The sequence below is a fragment of the Eggerthella sp. genome, from assembly GCF_048329335.1.
In the GTDB taxonomy this organism is placed as follows: domain Bacteria; phylum Actinomycetota; class Coriobacteriia; order Coriobacteriales; family Eggerthellaceae; genus Eggerthella; species Eggerthella lenta.
Genome location: NZ_DBFEGU010000456.1, coordinates 1 through 17,883, shown reverse-complemented (window position 1 = coordinate 17,883; position 17,883 = coordinate 1). Strand labels below are relative to the sequence as shown.

At 66.1% G+C, this 17,883-nt stretch carries 19 protein-coding genes and 1 pseudogene; all 20 read left to right on the top strand.

The window, feature by feature from the left end; translation table 11 throughout:
- A pseudogene (locus ACMO6A_RS14115) lies at positions 1-653 on the top strand (peptidase); the annotation flags it as partial.
- A gap of 12 nt (positions 654-665) precedes the next feature.
- Positions 666-1,559: a DUF4430 domain-containing protein gene (locus tag ACMO6A_RS14110; RefSeq protein ID WP_418471447.1), complete on the top strand. Its 894-nt coding sequence runs from the start codon at positions 666-668 to the stop codon at positions 1,557-1,559.
- 140 nt (positions 1,560-1,699) lie between these two features.
- Positions 1,700-2,575: an energy-coupling factor transporter transmembrane component T gene (locus tag ACMO6A_RS14105; protein WP_021409276.1), complete on the top strand. Its 876-nt coding sequence runs from the start codon at positions 1,700-1,702 to the stop codon at positions 2,573-2,575.
- A complete protein-coding gene (locus ACMO6A_RS14100; RefSeq protein WP_418471445.1) occupies positions 2,563-4,023 on the top strand; it encodes an ABC transporter ATP-binding protein in 1,461 nt (486 codons plus the stop codon). Before ACMO6A_RS14105 ends, ACMO6A_RS14100 begins: the two co-directional genes overlap by 13 nt.
- The gene (locus ACMO6A_RS14095; protein WP_009304835.1) at positions 4,020-4,727 is read left to right on the top strand and encodes an ECF transporter S component; all 708 of its coding nucleotides are present in this window, start codon (positions 4,020-4,022) and stop codon (positions 4,725-4,727) included. The genes ACMO6A_RS14100 and ACMO6A_RS14095 overlap by 4 nt, the downstream gene beginning before the upstream one ends.
- 75 nt (positions 4,728-4,802) lie before the next feature.
- Positions 4,803-5,411, top strand: coding sequence for an L-threonylcarbamoyladenylate synthase (locus tag ACMO6A_RS14090; RefSeq protein WP_009608844.1), 609 nt, complete (start codon positions 4,803-4,805; stop codon positions 5,409-5,411).
- Positions 5,412-5,769: 358 nt separating this feature from the next.
- Entirely contained in the window at positions 5,770-6,744 is a 975-nt protein-coding gene (locus ACMO6A_RS14085; RefSeq protein WP_009304833.1) for an alpha/beta hydrolase, read from the top strand.
- Positions 6,726-8,228: a glycerol kinase GlpK gene (gene glpK / locus ACMO6A_RS14080; RefSeq protein WP_009304832.1), complete on the top strand. Its 1,503-nt coding sequence runs from the start codon at positions 6,726-6,728 to the stop codon at positions 8,226-8,228. Before ACMO6A_RS14085 ends, glpK begins: the two co-directional genes overlap by 19 nt.
- A gap of 108 nt (positions 8,229-8,336) precedes the next feature.
- The gene (rpiB, locus tag ACMO6A_RS14075) at positions 8,337-8,777 is read left to right on the top strand and encodes a ribose 5-phosphate isomerase B (RefSeq protein WP_009304831.1); all 441 of its coding nucleotides are present in this window, start codon (positions 8,337-8,339) and stop codon (positions 8,775-8,777) included.
- 73 nt (positions 8,778-8,850) lie between these two features.
- A complete protein-coding gene (gene glyA / locus ACMO6A_RS14070; RefSeq protein WP_009304830.1) occupies positions 8,851-10,107 on the top strand; it encodes a serine hydroxymethyltransferase in 1,257 nt (418 codons plus the stop codon).
- 36 nt (positions 10,108-10,143) lie between these two features.
- Positions 10,144-10,779, top strand: coding sequence for a uracil phosphoribosyltransferase (upp, locus tag ACMO6A_RS14065; RefSeq protein WP_009304829.1), 636 nt, complete (start codon positions 10,144-10,146; stop codon positions 10,777-10,779).
- 224 nt (positions 10,780-11,003) lie between these two features.
- On the top strand, positions 11,004-11,462 hold the full coding sequence (locus tag ACMO6A_RS14060; protein ID WP_009304828.1) for a deoxycytidylate deaminase: 459 nt from the start codon (positions 11,004-11,006) through the stop codon (positions 11,460-11,462).
- A gap of 315 nt (positions 11,463-11,777) precedes the next feature.
- Entirely contained in the window at positions 11,778-12,059 is a 282-nt protein-coding gene (locus tag ACMO6A_RS14055) for a hypothetical protein (protein WP_009304827.1), read from the top strand.
- A 19-nt stretch (positions 12,060-12,078) separates the two neighbouring features.
- Entirely contained in the window at positions 12,079-12,864 is a 786-nt protein-coding gene (gene atpB / locus ACMO6A_RS14050; RefSeq protein WP_009304826.1) for a F0F1 ATP synthase subunit A, read from the top strand.
- 148 nt (positions 12,865-13,012) lie between these two features.
- Positions 13,013-13,231 carry an ATP synthase F0 subunit C gene (gene atpE, locus ACMO6A_RS14045; protein WP_009304825.1) on the top strand — a complete coding sequence of 73 codons (219 nt, stop codon included), beginning with the start codon at positions 13,013-13,015 and terminating at the stop codon, positions 13,229-13,231.
- Between the two features lie 54 nt (positions 13,232-13,285).
- Positions 13,286-13,906: a F0F1 ATP synthase subunit B gene (gene atpF, locus ACMO6A_RS14040; RefSeq protein ID WP_009608905.1), complete on the top strand. Its 621-nt coding sequence runs from the start codon at positions 13,286-13,288 to the stop codon at positions 13,904-13,906.
- Positions 13,896-14,474 carry an ATP synthase F1 subunit delta gene (gene atpH, locus ACMO6A_RS14035; RefSeq protein WP_009608836.1) on the top strand — a complete coding sequence of 193 codons (579 nt, stop codon included), beginning with the start codon at positions 13,896-13,898 and terminating at the stop codon, positions 14,472-14,474. Before atpF ends, atpH begins: the two co-directional genes overlap by 11 nt.
- The gene (gene atpA, locus ACMO6A_RS14030; protein ID WP_156996442.1) at positions 14,468-16,042 is read left to right on the top strand and encodes a F0F1 ATP synthase subunit alpha; all 1,575 of its coding nucleotides are present in this window, start codon (positions 14,468-14,470) and stop codon (positions 16,040-16,042) included. Before atpH ends, atpA begins: the two co-directional genes overlap by 7 nt.
- 12 nt (positions 16,043-16,054) lie before the next feature.
- The gene (gene atpG, locus ACMO6A_RS14025; RefSeq protein ID WP_009304821.1) at positions 16,055-16,963 is read left to right on the top strand and encodes an ATP synthase F1 subunit gamma; all 909 of its coding nucleotides are present in this window, start codon (positions 16,055-16,057) and stop codon (positions 16,961-16,963) included.
- Positions 16,964-16,975: 12 nt separating this feature from the next.
- On the top strand, positions 16,976-17,883 hold a 908-nt coding region (gene atpD / locus ACMO6A_RS14020; protein ID WP_418471449.1), incomplete at its 3' end, for a F0F1 ATP synthase subunit beta.

The following is a 17,883-nucleotide window of genomic DNA, read 5'->3' as shown; positions in this document are numbered from 1 at the left end:
CCTGGAAAGGCGCTGCCGAAGGGGACGATCCTGATACGACGGCCATGGTGATAACCGCTCTTGCCTCTCGCGTTTCGGACGCCTCCGTCAAAGCGGCGGTCGACAAGGGTCTCGAGGCGCTGCGCGCAATGCAGCACGAGGACGGCGGTTTCCGCGCATCCGGGGACGCGGCCGATGGTCCCATCAACGTCAGCTCTACGTCCTGCGTCGTGGTCGCCCTGTGCGCCTTGGGCGCGGATCCGGCGGCATCCATGGTCACCGAAAGCGGCGCGACGCCGTTGAGCGCGCTGCTCTCGCAGGCCACTTCCGACTTGTCCGGATTCGTTTACAACGGCGCTGCGAACGACCTCGCCACCGAGCAGGGGTTCCGGGCGCTTGTTGCGTACCAGGGCCTCAAGAACACCGGGGCGGCGTACAACGTCTACACGCAGGCGAAGCTCGGCCAGGCTGCGCTGCCCGCCGAGAAGCAGGAAGAAAGCGACGTCAAGCCCGCAGGGGCTCCGGCGGCCGACAAGAAGGCGCTCGCCAAGACCGGGGACGGCTCTGCGCCGTTCGCGGCCGGCACTGCCGCGCTCGCGCTCGGCGCGCTCGCGGCGGGCATCGCCGCCACGCGGCGCATGCGCGCTTCCGATGAGCTCTCGTTGCGCCGATAGGATCGCGGCAGCATGAGCGAAGATTCGAACGAGAAGACCGGCGGCTCGGGCGTCGAAACGCTCGAGCCGCGTGAGCGGGCCGAATCGCCCGACGATCGCATCGCCCCCTCCACGCCTCGCGGCGAGGAGGGGGCTTCGGAGGGCGGGGCGTCCGCACCGGCGGCGTCCGAGCCCGCGCGTCGCCGACCGCGCAAGGCGCTGCTTGCCGTGGGCGTCGCCGCGTCCGCGATCGCCCTGTGCGCCATCGTGGCGAGCATGGGCTTCGCCACCGGATGGCTCGGCGACCCTGTGCCGTCCGATCCGGTGCCGATGCCCAGCGTCGTCACGGATGCGCCCTCTGACGGAGACGACGCGTCGCAGGGCGACGAGGCCGATCGCAAGGATGCCGCCGAAGAGGCTTCGGAGGGTGCGGACGGGGAAGCGGGCGCCGCCGTCGACGGCGAGGGCGCGGCGGATGCCGACGGCTCGGCCGCTTCGACGGCCGGCGAGGCGCCATCGGGCACCGCGCCTTCCGCGTCGGAGGGCGCTGCTGCTCCGGCTCCGGCGCCTGCGCCCGAGCCGGCCCCGGCGCCATCGGCCCCCAGCACCGTCACGGTGTCGGTGTACATCGACAGCTCCCGCGCCGCGTCCAATGGCTACCCCTCATCCTTGGGCGGCGGCACGGTCACCCTCAACCAGGGCGCATCCGTCTACGATGCCCTCTGCGCTACCGGAGCGTCGGTGGGCGGGTCGAGCGGCTACGTCAGCTCCATCGGCGGCCTTGCGGAATTCGCTTGCGGTCCCGGCAGCGGCTGGCTGTATTTCGTCAACGGATCGTCGCCCGGATACGGGTGCGGTTCGTATATCCTAAGCGGTGGAGAAAACATTACGTGGATATACACCTGCGATTTGGGCAACGACCTGTAGATGTGCGGGTCGAGGAAAGCGAGGCGCCGTGTTCAGCAATCCGAAAGTGGCCAAGATCATGGCTGCATTGGCGATCTTCTTCGCCGTGCTCGTGGTGATCTCGATCTTCCAAACGGTGCACGCCTAGGGGCGCGCCTCGTATGAAGCGCACGGCGTTCGACCTGTTCCATCCCGTCGTGGCGTTCGGCTACTTCGCCGTCATGTTCGCGCTCAGCATGACGGCGATGCAGCCGGTCTACTTGGCCATCTCGCTTGCAAGCGTACTCTCCTACAGCGCGGTGCTGCGCGGTTGGCGGGCGACGGGTCGCTCGCTTCTCTGGCAGCTGCCCCTCGTCGCCGTCGTCGCGCTGGCGAACCCGCTGTTCTCGGCGTCCGGCTCCACCGAGCTGTTCCGCCTCGGGCTGCGCGCGTTCTACCTGGAGAGCTTCGTGTACGGCGCATGCATGGGCGTCATGCTGATCAGCGTGATCGTGCTGTTCTCGAACGCCTCCCAGGTGCTCACGTCCGACAAGGTCATGACGCTGTTCGGCGGCGTCGCGCCCACGATAGGCCTCATGCTGTCGATGACGGCGCGCCTCGTGCCGCAGTTCCTGCGGCGCGGCAACGGCATCGCCGACGTGGAGCGCGCGTGCACGGCGGCGCGCCCTGCCGAGGAGCCCGCAGGGAAGCTCGCTGTCATGCGCGGCTACCTGCGGAGGACTTCGGTGCTCATGGGCTGGGGCATGGAAGACTCGCTCGAGACGGCCGGCGCCATGAAGGCGCGCGGCTGGGGGGCCGCCGCGCGGCGCACCACGTACGCGCGCTACCGGTTCCGTCGCTTCGACGCCGCGGCGCTCGTCTTCGGCGGCGCGCTCGCGTTGCTGGCCGCAGCCGCCGCCTGGGCGGCATGCGCGCAATTCCGTTTCTATCCGACGATCGGCGGGCTCGCGCCTTGGTGGAACTATCTGCCGTACGCGCTGTTCGCGTGCCTGCCGCTCGCAATCACCGCGAAGGAGCATCTGCGATGGCGAGCGTGAAGGCGATCGAGGCGCGCGGTTTCTCGTTTCGCTACCCTGAGTCGACGGCCGGCATCGGCCCGCTCGATTGGGCGGTGGAGGAGGGCGCGTTCCAGCTTCTGGTGGGCGCCACGGGCAGCGGCAAGACCACGCTGCTCGGTAGCTGCAAGCCGGCCATCGCGCCAGCAGGGGAGCGCGCGGGCTCGCTGCAGGTGTTCGGACGATCCGTGGAAAAGCTGGATGCGCGCGAGGCCGCCGCGACGGTGGGTTACGTCGCGCAGAGTCCCGAGAACCAGATCGTGTGCGACAGCGTGTGGCACGAGCTGGCGTTCGGGCTGGAGAACCTCGGCGTGGAGCAGGACGAGATGCGCCGCCGCGTGGCCGAGGTCGCTCACTTCTTCGGCATCGAGCCGTGGTTCCGCCGCTCCGTCGCCGAGCTATCGGGCGGCCAGAAGCAGATGACCACGTTGGCCGGCACGCTGGCGATGCAGCCGCGCCTGCTGCTGCTTGACGAGCCCACCGCCCAGCTCGATCCCGTGGCCGAGAAGAACTTCCTGCAGACTCTGTTTCGCGTGAACCGCGAGCTGGGCATCACCGTCGTCGTGGCCACCCACGCCCCCGAGGCGATGGCCGAGTACGCGACGGACATGGTGGAGCTGCGAGAGGGCACGCTGATCCGCCGCTTCGAACCGCGCGCCGGGGTGTCGGCCCTCCGTCGTTCCGAATCCGTCCCGGTGGCGCCCGCCTCCGCTCAGGATGATGAAGCCGCATACGCCGTCTCGTTGCACGACATCCATCTGCGCTACGCACGCGATGCCGACTGGGTTCTGCGCGGCTGCGATCTGCGCGTCACCGCCGGCAGCATCCACGCCGTCGTAGGCGGCAACGGCTGCGGCAAGTCCACGCTGCTGCGTGCCATCGCCGGGGTCGTCAAGCCGGAGCGCGGCCGCGTTGAGAACTGCCTGGCCGCGCGCCAGGCGCTGCTCCCGCAGGATCCGAAAACCCTCTTCGTGTGCGATACGGTGGCCGAGGAGCTGCGCGAGTGGCAGGCGAACTGCGGCTACGACAACGCTGCGATCGATGGCGTTCTCGCGCGCTTCGGTCTGGACGCGCGCGTCTCCAACCATCCTTATGATCTGTCGGGCGGCCAGCAGCAGTTGCTCGCGTTCGCGAAGCTGCTGCTGGCCGATCCCGACCTGCTGCTGCTCGACGAGCCGACGAAGGGGCTCGACGCGCCGTCGAAGCTGCTGGTCGCCCGCACCCTGCGCGATCTCGCGCAGGCCGGGGCGACCGTCGTCCTCGCCACGCACGACCTGACGTTCGCCGCGCTCGTCGCCGATGCCGCCACCATGCTGTTCGACGGGGAGGCCGTGTGCACCGAGCCGGCCGCCGCGTTCTTCGCGGGCAACCTGTTCTACCGCCCGACCGAGGATGCGTTCTCCCGGCTGTGGCGCGAGGAACGCTCGTGACGCGCCCGCCTTCCCGCGCGGCGGCGCGCCTCCTCGCGCTGCTCGAGGTGCCGGCGCTCGCCGCCGTGCCTCTCGTGCTGGGCGTGTGCGCGTACTTCCAGGTGGAGCAGGGCGCGCTGCTCACCGTGGTCGTGGCCTTCGCGGCGGTGGGCGTGTTCTTCGCCAGCTTCGAGGCCTCGCGCCCGGCGTTGCGCCAGATCATGCCGACCGTGGTGTTGGCGGCTCTTGCGGCGGCAGGTCGCATGCTGTTCGCTCCCGTTCCCGACTTCAAGCCGGTGTCGGCCATCTGCATCCTCGCGGGAGCCGTGTTCGGCCGCCGCAGCGGCTTTCTGGTGGGCGCGCTCGCGGCGCTCGTGTCCAACTTCTTCTTCGGCCAAGGGCCGTGGACGCCGTGGCAGATGTACGCTTGGGGCCTCGTAGGCTACCTGGCCGGCGTCCTGGCCGACCGTGGCTGGCTCGACCGGCTGCCCGTGCTGTACGCTTACGGGTTCCTGTCGGCCCTGCTGTACGGCCTGCTGCTGAACGGGTGGTACGTCATCGGCTTCGTGCAGCCGTTCTCCTGGCCGGCCGCGCTCGTCGCGTTCGGCGCCGCGCTGCCGTTCGACGCGACGCATGGCGTGGCCACCGTCGTGTTCCTCGCGGCGCTCTACGTTCCCTGGCGGAAAAAGCTCGAGCGCATCAAGAGGAAGTACGCGCTGATCTGACGGATGCCGCCGATTGCGGCGCGGCGGCCGTGCGCGTGCTACAATGCCTCCCGATCATCGAAGAAGGGAGCTCCCATGCCGCCACTGTCCAGCTCGAAGCGCGAAGCCGTCGCCGCCCTCAAGCGCGGCGAGGCGGTCATCTTTCCCACCGAGACGGTGTACGGCCTGGGCGTGTCCGTCGAGGCGGCGGCGAGCCCCGAGGCGCTCTACGATCTGAAGGAGCGCGACCGCGGCAAGCCCGTCTCCTGGCTCGTGGGCGGCGTCGACGACCTCGATCGCTACGGAGCGCACGTGCCCGACCTGGCCCGACGTCTGGCACGAGCGTACTGGCCGGGCCCCCTCACGCTTATCGTGGAAGCCGGCGACGCCGTGCCTGCGGCCTTCCGCTCGGCGGCGGGCTCCATCGGCCTGCGCATGCCCGACAACGATACGGCCCTCGAGCTCATCGAGGCGGTCGGCTGCCCGCTGGCCACCACGTCCGCGAACATCTCGGGTCTGCAAGCGCCGGGGGCCTTCGACGCGCTCGACCCCCGCCTCGCCGCTCGCGTCGGCGTGGTGGTGCCCGACGACACCGACGACGATAAGAGCGGCGTGGCGTCCACCGTCCTCGACTGCACCGTAAACCCCCCGCGCATTCTCCGCGAAGGCGCCGTCGCTGAAGCCGATATCCGCGCGGTGAGGTAGTCTCTCGGCCGCCGCCGCGGCGGTCGGCGCGCTCTCCGCATCCGCCCTCCCTGCCCACACGCCCCTCTTTTTTGGCACAGATTCACCGCACGATTTTCGGCGCATGATTTCAGTGCGTGCGCATAAAACCCCAGGTCAGATTTTTCGCATCAGGAAAAAATCGTGCATAACGGTGAATCTGTGCCAGCAAGGCGACGGCTCCCAAGCTCCACCCTCGTTTCCCTCGCCTCCTCAAGCCTCCTTGAGCCTTCCGCCTTGCCGAACGCGCCCGGCTCGGCGTCGACGTTCGCGTAACGCTTCCCTCCGAGCGAGCCGCGCTTGGGTATAATGGTTGAAAACTCCTGGGGAGGGGATTTGTATGGATACAACGGTCGCAGTCGCGCCGATCGGCTTTTTGTCTCATGACGGAACGTCCACCATCAAAGGCCTCGTGTGGGAGCCCGAGCGCACGAGGGGCAGCCGCCGTGTCGCGCCGCGCGGCGTCATTCAGATCGTCCACGGCATGGTGGAGCATGTGGGCCGCTACGACGAGTTCGCGCGCTTCCTCGTGGAACAGGGCTTCGTGGTGTGCGCCGCCGATCACATCGGCCACGGCAAGAGCGTGGCCAGCGCAGACGAGCTTGGCTGCCTGCCCGTCGACGGCAAGGAGACGCTCATCGAGGACGTCCACGAACTGCGCAAGACCGTCACCGCCCGCTACTCCCGCCAAACCCCTTACATCATGTTCGGCCATTCCATGGGAAGCTTCGTCACGCGCGCCTACCTGGCGCGCCACGGCGAGGACGTGGCGGCGGCCGTCATCTGCGGCACGGGCCAACAGCCCCTCGTCCTGTCGAAGGCGGGCAACGCGCTGGCGCGCTTCCTCGCGAAGACGAAGGGCGCCGACTACCGCAGCAAGCTTCTGGACGGCATGGGCGTGGGCGCGTTCGCCAAGCAGATCGAGAACCCGCGCACGCCGCACGACTGGGTCTGCACCGATCCGGCCGTCGTGGACGCCTACATCGCCGACGAGCTGTGCGGCGCCATGTTCTCCGTCGGCGGCTACGCCACGCTCACCGACCTCACGGGCGAGGTGGTGTCGCCGTCGTGCGCGGCGAAGGTGCCGAAGGGATTGCCCGTGCTGTTCGTCGCCGGCGCCGAGGACCCGGTGGGCGCGTGCGGCAAGGGCGTGCGTGCGGCGGCCGACCTGTTGCGCCGCGCCGGTGTGCGGGATGTGGAGGTGAAGCTGTACGAGGGCATGCGCCACGAAATCCTCAACGAACCGGGGCGGGCTCAGGTTTATACTGAGGTGGTCGGTTGGATTGAGGAGCATGCATGCCAAAGTACGTCGTAGCGCTCGACCAGGGTACCACCTCGTCGCGCGCCATGCTCGTCGACGCGAACGGATGCGTCGTCGATGCGGTGCAGAACCCGTTCCCGCAAGTCTACCCCCAGCCCGGCTGGGTGGAGCACGACCCGCGCGACATCCTGTCGTCGCAGCTGGGCGCGCTCACCGAGCTTCTGGTGGCGCACAACCTGGGCGCAAAGGACATCGACAGCATCGGCATCACGAACCAGCGCGAGACCACCGTGGTGTGGAACCGCGAAACGGGGGAGCCCGTGATGAACGCCATCGTGTGGCAGTGCCGCCGCACGGCCCCCATCATCGACGAGCTGACGGCCGACCCGCAGACGGCGCGCATCATCGCCGACAAGACGGGCCTCGTGCCCGACGCCTACTTCTCCGCCAGCAAGATCAAGTGGATCCTCGACCACGTGGAAGGCGCGCGCGAAGACGCCGAAGCCGGCAAGCTGGCCTTCGGCACCGTCGACACGTGGCTCATCTGGACGCTCACCCAGGGCAAGGTACACGCCACCGACGTGACGAACGCCAGCCGCACCATGCTGTACAACATCCACGAGCTGCGCTGGGATCCGTGGCTGCTCGACCTGTTCGGCATCCCGGAGTCCCTGCTTCCCGAGGTGCTCCCTTCGTCGGGGGAGTTCGGCCGCACGGCTTCCGCGGGCATCGTGCCGAACGTGCCCATCTGCGGCGTGGCGGGCGACCAGCAGGCGGCTCTGTTCGGACAGTGCTGCTTCCAGCCGGGCCAGGCGAAGAACACGTACGGCACCGGCTGCTTCCTGCTCATGCACACCGGCGGCGAAGCGTGCCGCTCCACGAACAACCTCATCACCACCATCGCCGCCTCGGGTCCGGGTGCCGGCCCCGAGTACGCGCTCGAGGGCAGCGTGTTCATGGCCGGCGCGCTCATGCAGTGGCTGCGCGACGACATGGGCGTCATCGACGACGTGGCCGAGACCTCGGCCATCGCCCGTAGCGTGAGCAGCACCGACGGCGTGTACGTGGTGCCCGCGTTCACCGGCTTGGGCGCACCCTATTGGGACGCCGATGCGCGCGGCGCCATCTACGGGCTCACGCGCGGAACCGGCCGGGCGCACATCGTGCGCGCCGCGCTGGAGTCGCTGGCCTACCAAGTGCACGACCTCGCGGTGGCTATGGAGGCCGACGCGGGGGTGCGCTTGAGCGTGCTCAACGTGGACGGCGGCGCGTCCGCGAACGATTTTCTCATGCAGTTCCAAAGCGATATCTTGCGCACGCCGCTGCGCCGCCCGCAGAATGCCGAGACGACCGCGCTCGGCGCCGCGTTCCTCGCAGGGCTCGCCACCGGGTTCTGGAAGGACGCGGAAGCCCTGTGCGCCCTACGCTCTTCGGACGACGTGTACGAGCCGGGCATGGAGGACGAGCGCCACGCGAAGCTGCTGGAAGGCTGGGCTCGCGCCGTGAAGCGCACGATGTCGGACGCCCTGTCATCCTGAGCGGAGCGCCGAAGGAGCGAAGTTCCGACGCAAAGCCAGTCCTTTAGGGAAAGATCCCGTGCGGCGCCAGCCGTCACGTGACGAAAGAGAAGAGGAAGGGAACCTCACATGAAGATCAGCATTGCAAGCGACCATGCGGGCTTCGAGCAGAAGCAGGCGCTGGTCGGCTACCTGGCCTCCAAGGGCCACGACGTGATCGACCGCGGCCCCGACTGCGACGACCGCGTCGACTATCCCGACTATGCGGCGCGCGTGGCGCACGATGTGGTCGACGGCATGGCCGAGCGCGGCGTGCTCGTGTGCGGCACGGGCATCGGCATGGCCGTGGCCGCCAACAAGATCGACGGGATCCGCGCCGCCAACGTCACCAGTCCGCTGTTCGCCGCCCTCGCGCGCGAGCACAACGACGCGAACGTCGTAGCCGTCTCGGGTCGCTTCATCGACGAGTCCGTGAACCGCGAGATCCTCGACGCTTTCGTCTCCACCTCCTTCGGCGGCGGTCGTCATGCAGGTCGCGTCGAGAAGATCGCCGCTCTCGAAAACGAATAGCCCGCACGCGCGCAGCGCGGATCGCGCTGTGCTAGCATGATCGCTTCGCCTCGCCCTCATCGAAAGGAACACCATGGCCCTCCAGTACGTATCCCAGACCGATCCCGCCGTCGCCGATGCCATGCGCCAGGAGCTTACGCGCGAGCGCGACTCCGTCGAGCTCATCGCTTCGGAGAACTTCACGTCGCCCGCCGTCATGGAAGCCGTGGGCAGCGTGCTCACGAACAAGTACGCCGAGGGCTATCCCCGCAAGCGCTACTACGGCGGCTGCGAGAAGGTCGACCTCGTGGAGGACCTCGCGCGCGAGCGCGCCTGCCAGCTGTTCGGCTCGAACTTCGCCAACGTGCAGCCCCATTGCGGCGCGAACGCGAACCTGGGCGCGTACGAGGCGCTCATCGAGCTGGGCGACACGGTGCTGGGCATGAGCCTGGCCGAGGGCGGCCATCTCACGCACGGCTCGCCGGTGAACTTCAGCGGCCGCCACTACGACTTCGCCAGCTACGGCGTGGACGCCCAGACCGAGACCATCGACTACGACGAGGTGGAGCGTATCGCCAAGGAAGTGCGCCCCAAGCTCATCGTGGGCGGCGCCAGCGCCTATCCGCGCGTCATCGACTTCGAGCGCATGGCCGCCATCGCGCGCGAGGTGGATGCGTACTTCATGGTGGACATGGCTCACATCGCCGGCCTCGTGGCCGCAGGCGCGCATCCCAGCCCCGTTCCGCATGCCGACGTGGTGACGTCCACCAGCCACAAGACCCTGCGCGGCCCGCGCGGCGGCTTCATCCTGTCCAACGACGAGGACATCGCCAAGCGCATCGACAAGGCCGTGTTCCCCGGCTCGCAGGGCGGCCCGCTCATGCACGTCATCGCCGGCAAGGCCGTGGCGTTCGGAGAGGCCATGCAGCCCGCCTACAAGGAGTACATCGACCACGTGGTGGAGAACGCGCGCACGCTGGGGCAGGGCATGATGGACGGCGGTTTGCGCCTCGTGTCCGGCGGCACCGACAACCACCTGTGCCTCGTGGACCTCACGCCGGCCGACGTCACCGGCAAGGATGCCGAAAAGCTGTTGGAGAGCGTGGGCCTCACGGTGAACAAGAACTCCATCCCCAACGAGCCGCGCAGCCCGTTCGTCACGAGCGGCATCCGCGTGGGCAGCGCTGCGGCCACCACGCGCGGCTTCACGGCCGACGACTTCTACGAGGTGGGCCAGCTCATCGCCGCCACGGTGTTCAACGCCGAGAGCGAGGCGAAGCTCGCCGATGTGCGTGCGAAGGTGGACGCCCTCCTTGCCGCGCACCCTTTGTATCCCGAGCTCGATTACTAGTTCCCGAACCGGATCGCAAGAAAGAAGGCTTATCCCATGCACTACGACCGCGTCACCGTCGTCGACCACCCGATGGTCCAGCACAAGCTGTCCAAGCTGCGCAACAAGAACACGTCGTCGAAGGACTTCCGCGCCCTCGTGCGCGAGCTTGCCATGTTCGAGGGCTACGAGGCCACGCGCGATCTGGCGCTTGAGGACGTCGAGGTTGAAACGCCCATCTGCAAGGCTGCGTGCAAGCAGGTGGCCGGCAAGAAGATGGTCATCGTCCCCATCCTGCGCGCGGGCCTCGGCATGGTTGAGGGGCTGCAGGAGCTCATGCCCTCCACGTTCGTCGGACACCTCGGCATGTACCGCGACCCCGAAACCCATGAGCCGCACGAGTACTACGCGAAGCTCCCCGACAGCATCTCCCAGCGCGACGTGCTGGTGGTGGACCCGATGCTGGCCACGGGCGGTTCGGCCACGGCGGCCATCCACTATCTGCGAAAGCTCGGCGTGAAGAACATCAAGCTCGTCGTGCTCGTGGCGGCGCCCGTCGGCATCGAGGCCGTGCTGTCCGCCGACCCGGACGTGCAGATCTACACCTGCGCCATCGACGAATGCCTGAACGAACATGCCTACATAGTCCCCGGCCTCGGCGACGCCGGCGACAGGATTTTCGGCACCAAGTAACAGAAAAGCCGCAGGTAGGATCTCCCTTTCTGAAGATCGCCCGCAGAATGGCTGTTGGCTTGGGAGCGGGGCCGGTGTTTTCGGCTTGGCGGTTTCGATAACCTTGAAGGGTGAGCGGCGGCGCGGCGCCCACCAAGCGAGTTCCGCAGCGAAGCGAGGACTGTCCGAGCGACTGGGCGTTGCGCCGCCGCCCACCCGGTCGCGCAGGTTGAAAGAGGTAAGCAATGGAACCACTCGACCATCGCCCCAGCTGGGACGAGTACTTCATGACGCTGGCGAACGAGGTCGCCACGCGCACCACGTGCATGCGCCGCGCCGTAGGGGCCGTCATCGTGAAGGACCGCCGCATACTGGCCACCGGCTACAACGGCGTGCCTACCGGCATGCGCCATTGCGCCGAGACCGGCTGCCTGCGTCAGCAGCTCGGCGTGCCCAGCGGCCAGCGCCACGAGATCTGCCGCGGCCTGCATGCCGAGCAGAACGCCATCATCCAGGCGGCGCGCTACGGCATCAACATCACGGGGGCGTCCATCTACGTCAACACGCAGCCGTGCATCGTGTGCGCCAAGATGCTCATCAACGCCGGCATCGACGAGATCGTCTACCAGAACCCGTACCCGGACGAGCTGGCCATGTCCATGCTCGAGGAAGCCGGCATGAAGCTGCGCGTGTTCGACCTGTAAACGAGATAGGGGAATGGGATAGGGGACGGGCGTGTCAGGGGGACGGGTGATTTGACACGCCCTCCTGACGTAAAATGAGCCACTAGCCCCGTCCCCCTGTCTCATTCCTGTCCTTTTCCGCTTGGAGAATATACGGTTTCGCTTACCGTTCCCCCGCGCTTTATGCAGTTTTTTGGCCGGTTTATTCTTCCACTCACCCAAATTTTGTAAGTTTTTGTAACCCTGCCGTCAGCCGAACGTGAAGTTCCGTTATCATACGAGTCGGCTTGGTAGGATGCGTACTTGTGCGCTCGACGGTCAAGAAGAAAGTGGGACATGGCAGTAGCAATCGTTCTGGGGGCGCTCGCGGGCGCTGCGGGGTTCGCTCCGCTGTTCGCCGGCTTGCGTATGACGAGACGAGTGACCGACACCAGCAACCTGGGGCACGCCGGTGCCCTTCTTCTAGGTGTGCTGCTCTCGGTCGCTGTGCTCTTCGTAACCGCCATCGCCTGCGCGCTCCTCGCGCGCGAGTTCGTCCTGCCCTTCGTTCTTGCCGAGGTCGTGGCTCTTTCCGTCGCGGCTATCGGGTTCGGCGTCAGCAATCTAGTGCGGAAGTAAGATGGAAAGGTAAAGACACGTGAATCCTCTTGAATCCCTAGCGGAACAGGTACCTCACCTGCAGCATTCTTTCGATTCCGCCTTCGTGTTCGGGTCGGGATCGTTCGGCATGACGCAGTACGTGCTGTGGATGCTCATCTGCTTCCTCATCACGCTCGTCGTCGTGCTTGCGGCCAGCAAGCGCCTCACGATCATCCCCACGAACAAGTTCACCAACATGGTGGAGTACGGCTACGAGTTCGTGAAGAAGGACATGGGCGAAAGCGCCATCGGCCACGGCTACAAGAAGCACCTGCCGTTCTTGGCCACGCTGTTCTTCTTCATCCTGATCAGCAACTTCGTGGGCCTCATCCCCGGCTGCAAGACCCCCACGGGGTCCATCAGCATCACCTGGGCGCTCGCGGCCATCTCGTTCATCTACTTCATCTTCTGGGGCATCAAGGCCAAGGGCCTCGGCGGCTACCTCAAGTCGTTCGCGCCGTCGGGCCTGCCGCTGGTCATGGTTCCCATCGTGTGGTTCCTCGAGCTGTTCTCCACCGTGCTGCGCGTGCTCACGCTGGCCGTTCGACTCTACGGAAACATGTTCGCCGGCCATATGGTTCTCGGCATTTTCGCGCTGCTCACCAGCGTGTTCATCGGCTCCGCCATCCAGGGCGCGGGCGTCGGCGTGGGAAGCATCTCCATCGCGTGGATGCTGTTCCTGTTCGCCATGTACGCGCTCGAGGTGCTGGTTGCGTTCCTGCAGGCCTACGTGTTCACCATCCTCAGCGCGGTGTACATCGGCCTGGCCACGTCCGACCACTAGGTCGACCCCGCGCCCTTTCCGAAAGGGGAGGGCGCACGCGCCTGCGCGCGGCAACGTTTGGTGTTTGACCGGCTATTCCACGGCTGGTTGACATAGAAGGTGTCCATGGTTCTCGGGAGAAGCCCGAGAACGGTAAAAGGAGGAAACTGTGGAAATTACACTCGCTCTTGCGGCTCTGAAGCTCGTGGGCTACGGCCTGTCGACCATCGGCCCCGGCCTGGGCATCGGCATCGCCTGCTACGGCTGCTGCGTCGCCACCGCTCGCCAGCCCGAACTGCAGGGTCGTCTGTTCACGAACTTCATCATCGGTGCTGCTCTCGCCGAGGCTCTGGGCCTCATCGGCTTCGTGCTTACCTTCATCGTGTAACTAAGCCTCATTCGGATACCGTGCCGTATAAGGCTTACATAGGAGGTAACGTACGTGAAAGCTAAAGCGAAAGAAACATCGGCCCGCATCGGGCTTGCCGCGCTTGCCGGCGCCGGCATGACGTTTGCTTTCCCTGCGCTCGCGTTCGCGGCTGAAGGAGAGTCATCGGGCGGCCTGAGCGCCATCTTGCCCGACATGGCGGAGTTCATCCCCATGCTCGTGATCTTCATCCTGCTCTGGATCGTTCTGGCCAAGTTCGGTTGGCCGAAGTTCGAGGCCATGCTGGAGAAGCGCGAGATGACCATCAAGGATTCCCTTGAGAAGTCCGAGCAGGCTCGCGTCGAAAGCGAGCGCGTGCTTGAGGAATACAAACGCCAGCTGGAGGATGCCAAAGCCCAGGCCGCCCAGATCGTCGCAGACGCGAAGAAGACGGGCGAGGCCGTGAAGGCCGACATCACCGATAAGGCGCAGTCCGAGGCCACCGCGATGATCGAGAAGGCGCACAACGCCATCGAAGCGGAGAAGAAGGCCGCCATCTCCGAGCTGCAGGGCTCGGTTGCCGACCTGTCCATCTCCGTTGCGTCTCGCCTGATCGGCGAGGATCTCAACGATGCCGAGCACCGCAAGATCATCGAGCGCTACGTGAACGAGGCGGGCAGTTTCAATGCCAACTAACCGCCAAATTCTCAAAGAGAAGGTCGCGACGTATGCGTCCGTGCTTCTGGACGGCGCATACGAAGCAGGCGGTCAAGACGCCGTGCTCGAGGTCCGCGACCAGGCCGAGCGCATCCTGCGCATCGCACGTTCGAACATGGATCTCTCCGACGCCTTGGAGGACAGCTCCTATACGCCCGAGCAGAGGGGTCAGCTGGTGCGCAACCTGTTCGCATCCAGCAATCCCGTCCTCGTCGACGTTCTGGCCGTCATGGCCGAGCGCGAGGACTTCGCGTTGCTGTCGCGCGTATGGGCCAGCTATGGAGAACAGCTCGAACGCAAGCTGAACGTCACTGTCGTCGACGTCACGACCGTCGTCGAACTGGACGATCATCTGCGCGAGGTCATTACGAAGAAAGCTGAGGCCGACCTGGGAACGAACGTCGTGTTGCGCGAGCATATCGACAAGTCCCTGCTCGGCGGCATATTGATGAGTGCCAACGGCAAGCGAATCGACGCCAGCGTCCTGTCGCAGTTGGAAAGCGCTCGCAACGTGCTCAAACTATCAACAGATGGAGGTGAATGCTAGTGACTGAAATCACCGCACAGTCTATTGACGAGGCACTGCGCAAGCAGCTCGATGCGCTCAATACGAGCGTCGAATCTCGCGAAGTCGGAACCGTCATCCAGATCGGCGACGGTATCGCGCGCGTCGACGGCCTCAAGGACGCCATGGCGGGCGAGCTCCTCGAGTTCGTGGGTTCCAACGGCCAGACCGTCTACGGTATGGCCCAGAACCTCGAAGAGGACGAAGTCGGCGCCGTGCTGCTTGGTGACGTCACCGCAATCAAGGAAAACGACCAGGTGAAGACCACCGGTCGTATCGTGGAGATCCCCTCGGGCAAAGAGATGCTCGGCCGCGTGGTGAACCCGCTCGGCATGCCGATCGACGGCAAGGGCCCCATCAAGGCCGAAGGCATGCGCCCGGTGGAGTTCAAGGCTCCCGGCGTCATCCAGCGCCAGCCCGTCGAGGAGCCGATGCAGACCGGCATCCTGGCCATCGACTCGATGATCCCCATCGGCCGCGGCCAGCGCGAGCTGATCATCGGCGACCGCCAGACCGGCAAGACGTCCATTGCGGTTGATGCCATCATCAACCAAAAGGGCAAGGACATGATCTGCATCTACGTCGCCATCGGCCAGAAGGCGTCCACGGTCGCCGGCCTGGTGGAGACGCTGGAGAAGCACGGCGCGATGGAGTACACGATCATCGTGAACGCCTCCGCGTCCGACTCCGCTCCGCTGCAGTACATCGCCCCCATGGCGGGCGCCGCCATCGGCGAGTACTTCATGTACAACGGCGAGAACGGCCAGCCGGCCACGGCCGACAACCCGGGCCGCCACGTGCTGTGCATCTACGACGACCTGTCCAAGCAGGCCGTGGCGTACCGCCAGATGTCGCTGACGCTGCGCCGCCCGCCGGGACGCGAAGCGTACCCGGGCGACATCTTCTACCTGCACTCCCGCTTGCTGGAGCGCGCGGTCAAGATGTCCGACGAGTACGGCGCGGGCTCGCTCACGGCGCTGCCCATGATCGAGACGCAGGCCGGCGACGTGTCCGCCTACATCCCGACCAACGTCATCTCCATCACGGACGGCCAGATCTTCCTGTCCACCGACCTGTTCTTCCAGGGCCAGCGCCCTGCGGTCAACGTCGGCATCTCGGTGTCGCGCGTCGGCGGCTCCGCGCAGGTCAAGGCCATGAAGCAGGTTGCCGGCACGCTGCGCCTCGATCTCGCGTCCTATCGCGAGCTGCAGGCGTTCACGCAGTTCGGCAGCGACTTGGACAAGTCGACCCAGGATCAGCTGAACCGCGGCGCCCACATGACCGAGCTGCTGAAGCAGGGTCGTTACGTGCCGATGCCCGTCATGGATCAGGCTATGTCCATCTACGCAGGTGCTCATGGCTACCTCGACGACATCCCGGTGTCCGACGTCGTCCGCTTCCGCGGCGAGTTCCTCGACTTCATCCACGCTTCCAAGCCGGAGATCGTCGAGGCCCTCGAGAAGGCGCAGAAGTTTACCGATGAAATCGAAACCGACCTGAACGCCGCTATTGAAGCTTTCAAGCTGCAGTTCTCGCCCTCGGCTTCCTAAGGCAGGTAGACTATGCCCAACCTTCACGACATAGAAAGGCGTATCGGCTCCGTCTCTTCGACGAAGCAGATCACGCGCACCATGGAGATGGTGGCGGCTGCGAAGATCCGTCGCGCTGGAGAGCGCGTGGCGGCTGCGACGCCGTACTCCGAATCCATGGTCGAAATGTTGGCCAACGTTGCCAAGCGTGTAGGTGGCTCCGATAACGCGCTGTTGCGCAAGCACGACGAAGTGAAGAACGTGCTGTTCGTCGTGGTTGTGTCGGACCGCGGCCTTGCCGGCGGTTTCAACAGCAACGTGCTGCGGCACGTCGAGCGTCTCATGAAGGAAAAGCAGGCCGCAGGCGCGTCCGTCCAGGTCGTCGCCTGCGGTAAGAAGGCCGTCGGGTACTTCACCTACCGCAAGGTGGAGCCGGTGCTCGGGTTCACGGACCTTTCTGCCGATCCGACGGTGGAGGAGGCCGCGTCCGTCGCGGCGTACGCCATCGACGGATACGAGAACGGCACGATCGACGAGGTGTTTGTCGTGTACAACCACTCGAAGAACGCTGCCGAGCAGGTGCTGCGCACGGAGCTCGTGCTGCCCGTGGACACGGCTGCGCTCGATGCCGAGCTGGCCGCCGAAGGCGTGCAGCAGGAAGCGGGCGAGGCGAAGCTCGAGGGCGATGTGATCTTCGAGCCCAGCGCCGAGGCCGTCCTCGACCGCTTGCTGCCGGCGTATGTGCGCACGACGCTGTACCATGCGCTCATCGACTCGGCTGCTGCCGAGCAGGGCGCGCGCCGCAACGCCATGATGTCGGCTACGGACAACGCTACCGAAGTGCTCGAAACGTTGACTAGATTGTATAACCGCGTACGCCAGGGCGCTATCACGACGGAGATTTCCGAGATCGTCGGTGGCGCAGCGGCTTTGGAGGATTAAATGGCTGAACAAATGCTTACGAAGGAGGAGCTCGAGGCCAGCAAGGGCGCTACCGGTCGCATCGTGCGTATCGTCGGCCCTGTCGTTGACGTCGAATTTCCCCCTGATCAGCTGCCGGCGATTTACAACGCGCTGACGGTTGATGCCAAGACCCTGGCGGGCGACTTGCACCTCGTGCTCGAGGTCGAGACGCACCTGCCGGGCAACCTTGTCCGCTCGGTGGCCATGAGCTCGACGGACGGTCTCGTCCGCGGCCTCGAGGTCGTCGACACGGGCAACCCGATCATGATGCCCGTGGGTCCCGAGACCCTGGGCCGCATCTGGAACGTCATGGGCGAGCCCGTCGACGAGAAGCCGATGCCCGAGGTGAAGGGCTACATGCCCATCCACCGTCCGGCTCCGGACTACGACGAGCTGTCCACCACCACCGAGATCTTCGAGACCGGCATCAAGGCCATCGACCTCGTCGAGCCCTTCGTCAAGGGCGGCAAGACGGGTCTGTTCGGCGGCGCCGGCGTGGGCAAGACGGTTATCATCCAGGAGCTCATCAACAACCTGGCCCAGGAGCACGGCGGCACGTCGGTGTTCACGGGCGTGGGCGAGCGTACCCGCGAGGGTACCGACCTCTACCTGGAGATGAGCGACTCGGGCGTCATCAACAAGACCTGCCTCGTGTACGGTCAGATGAACGAGCCTCCGGGAGCGCGTCTGCGCGTGGGTCTCGCGGGCCTCACCGAGGCGGAGTACTTCCGCGATCAGGGCCAGGACGTGCTTCTGTTCGTGGACAACATCTTCCGCTTCACGCAGGCCGGCTCCGAGGTGTCCGCTCTGCTGGGCCGCATGCCCTCTGCCGTGGGTTACCAGCCGACGCTGGCAACCGAGATGGGCGACTTGCAGGAGCGCATCACGTCGACGTCCAC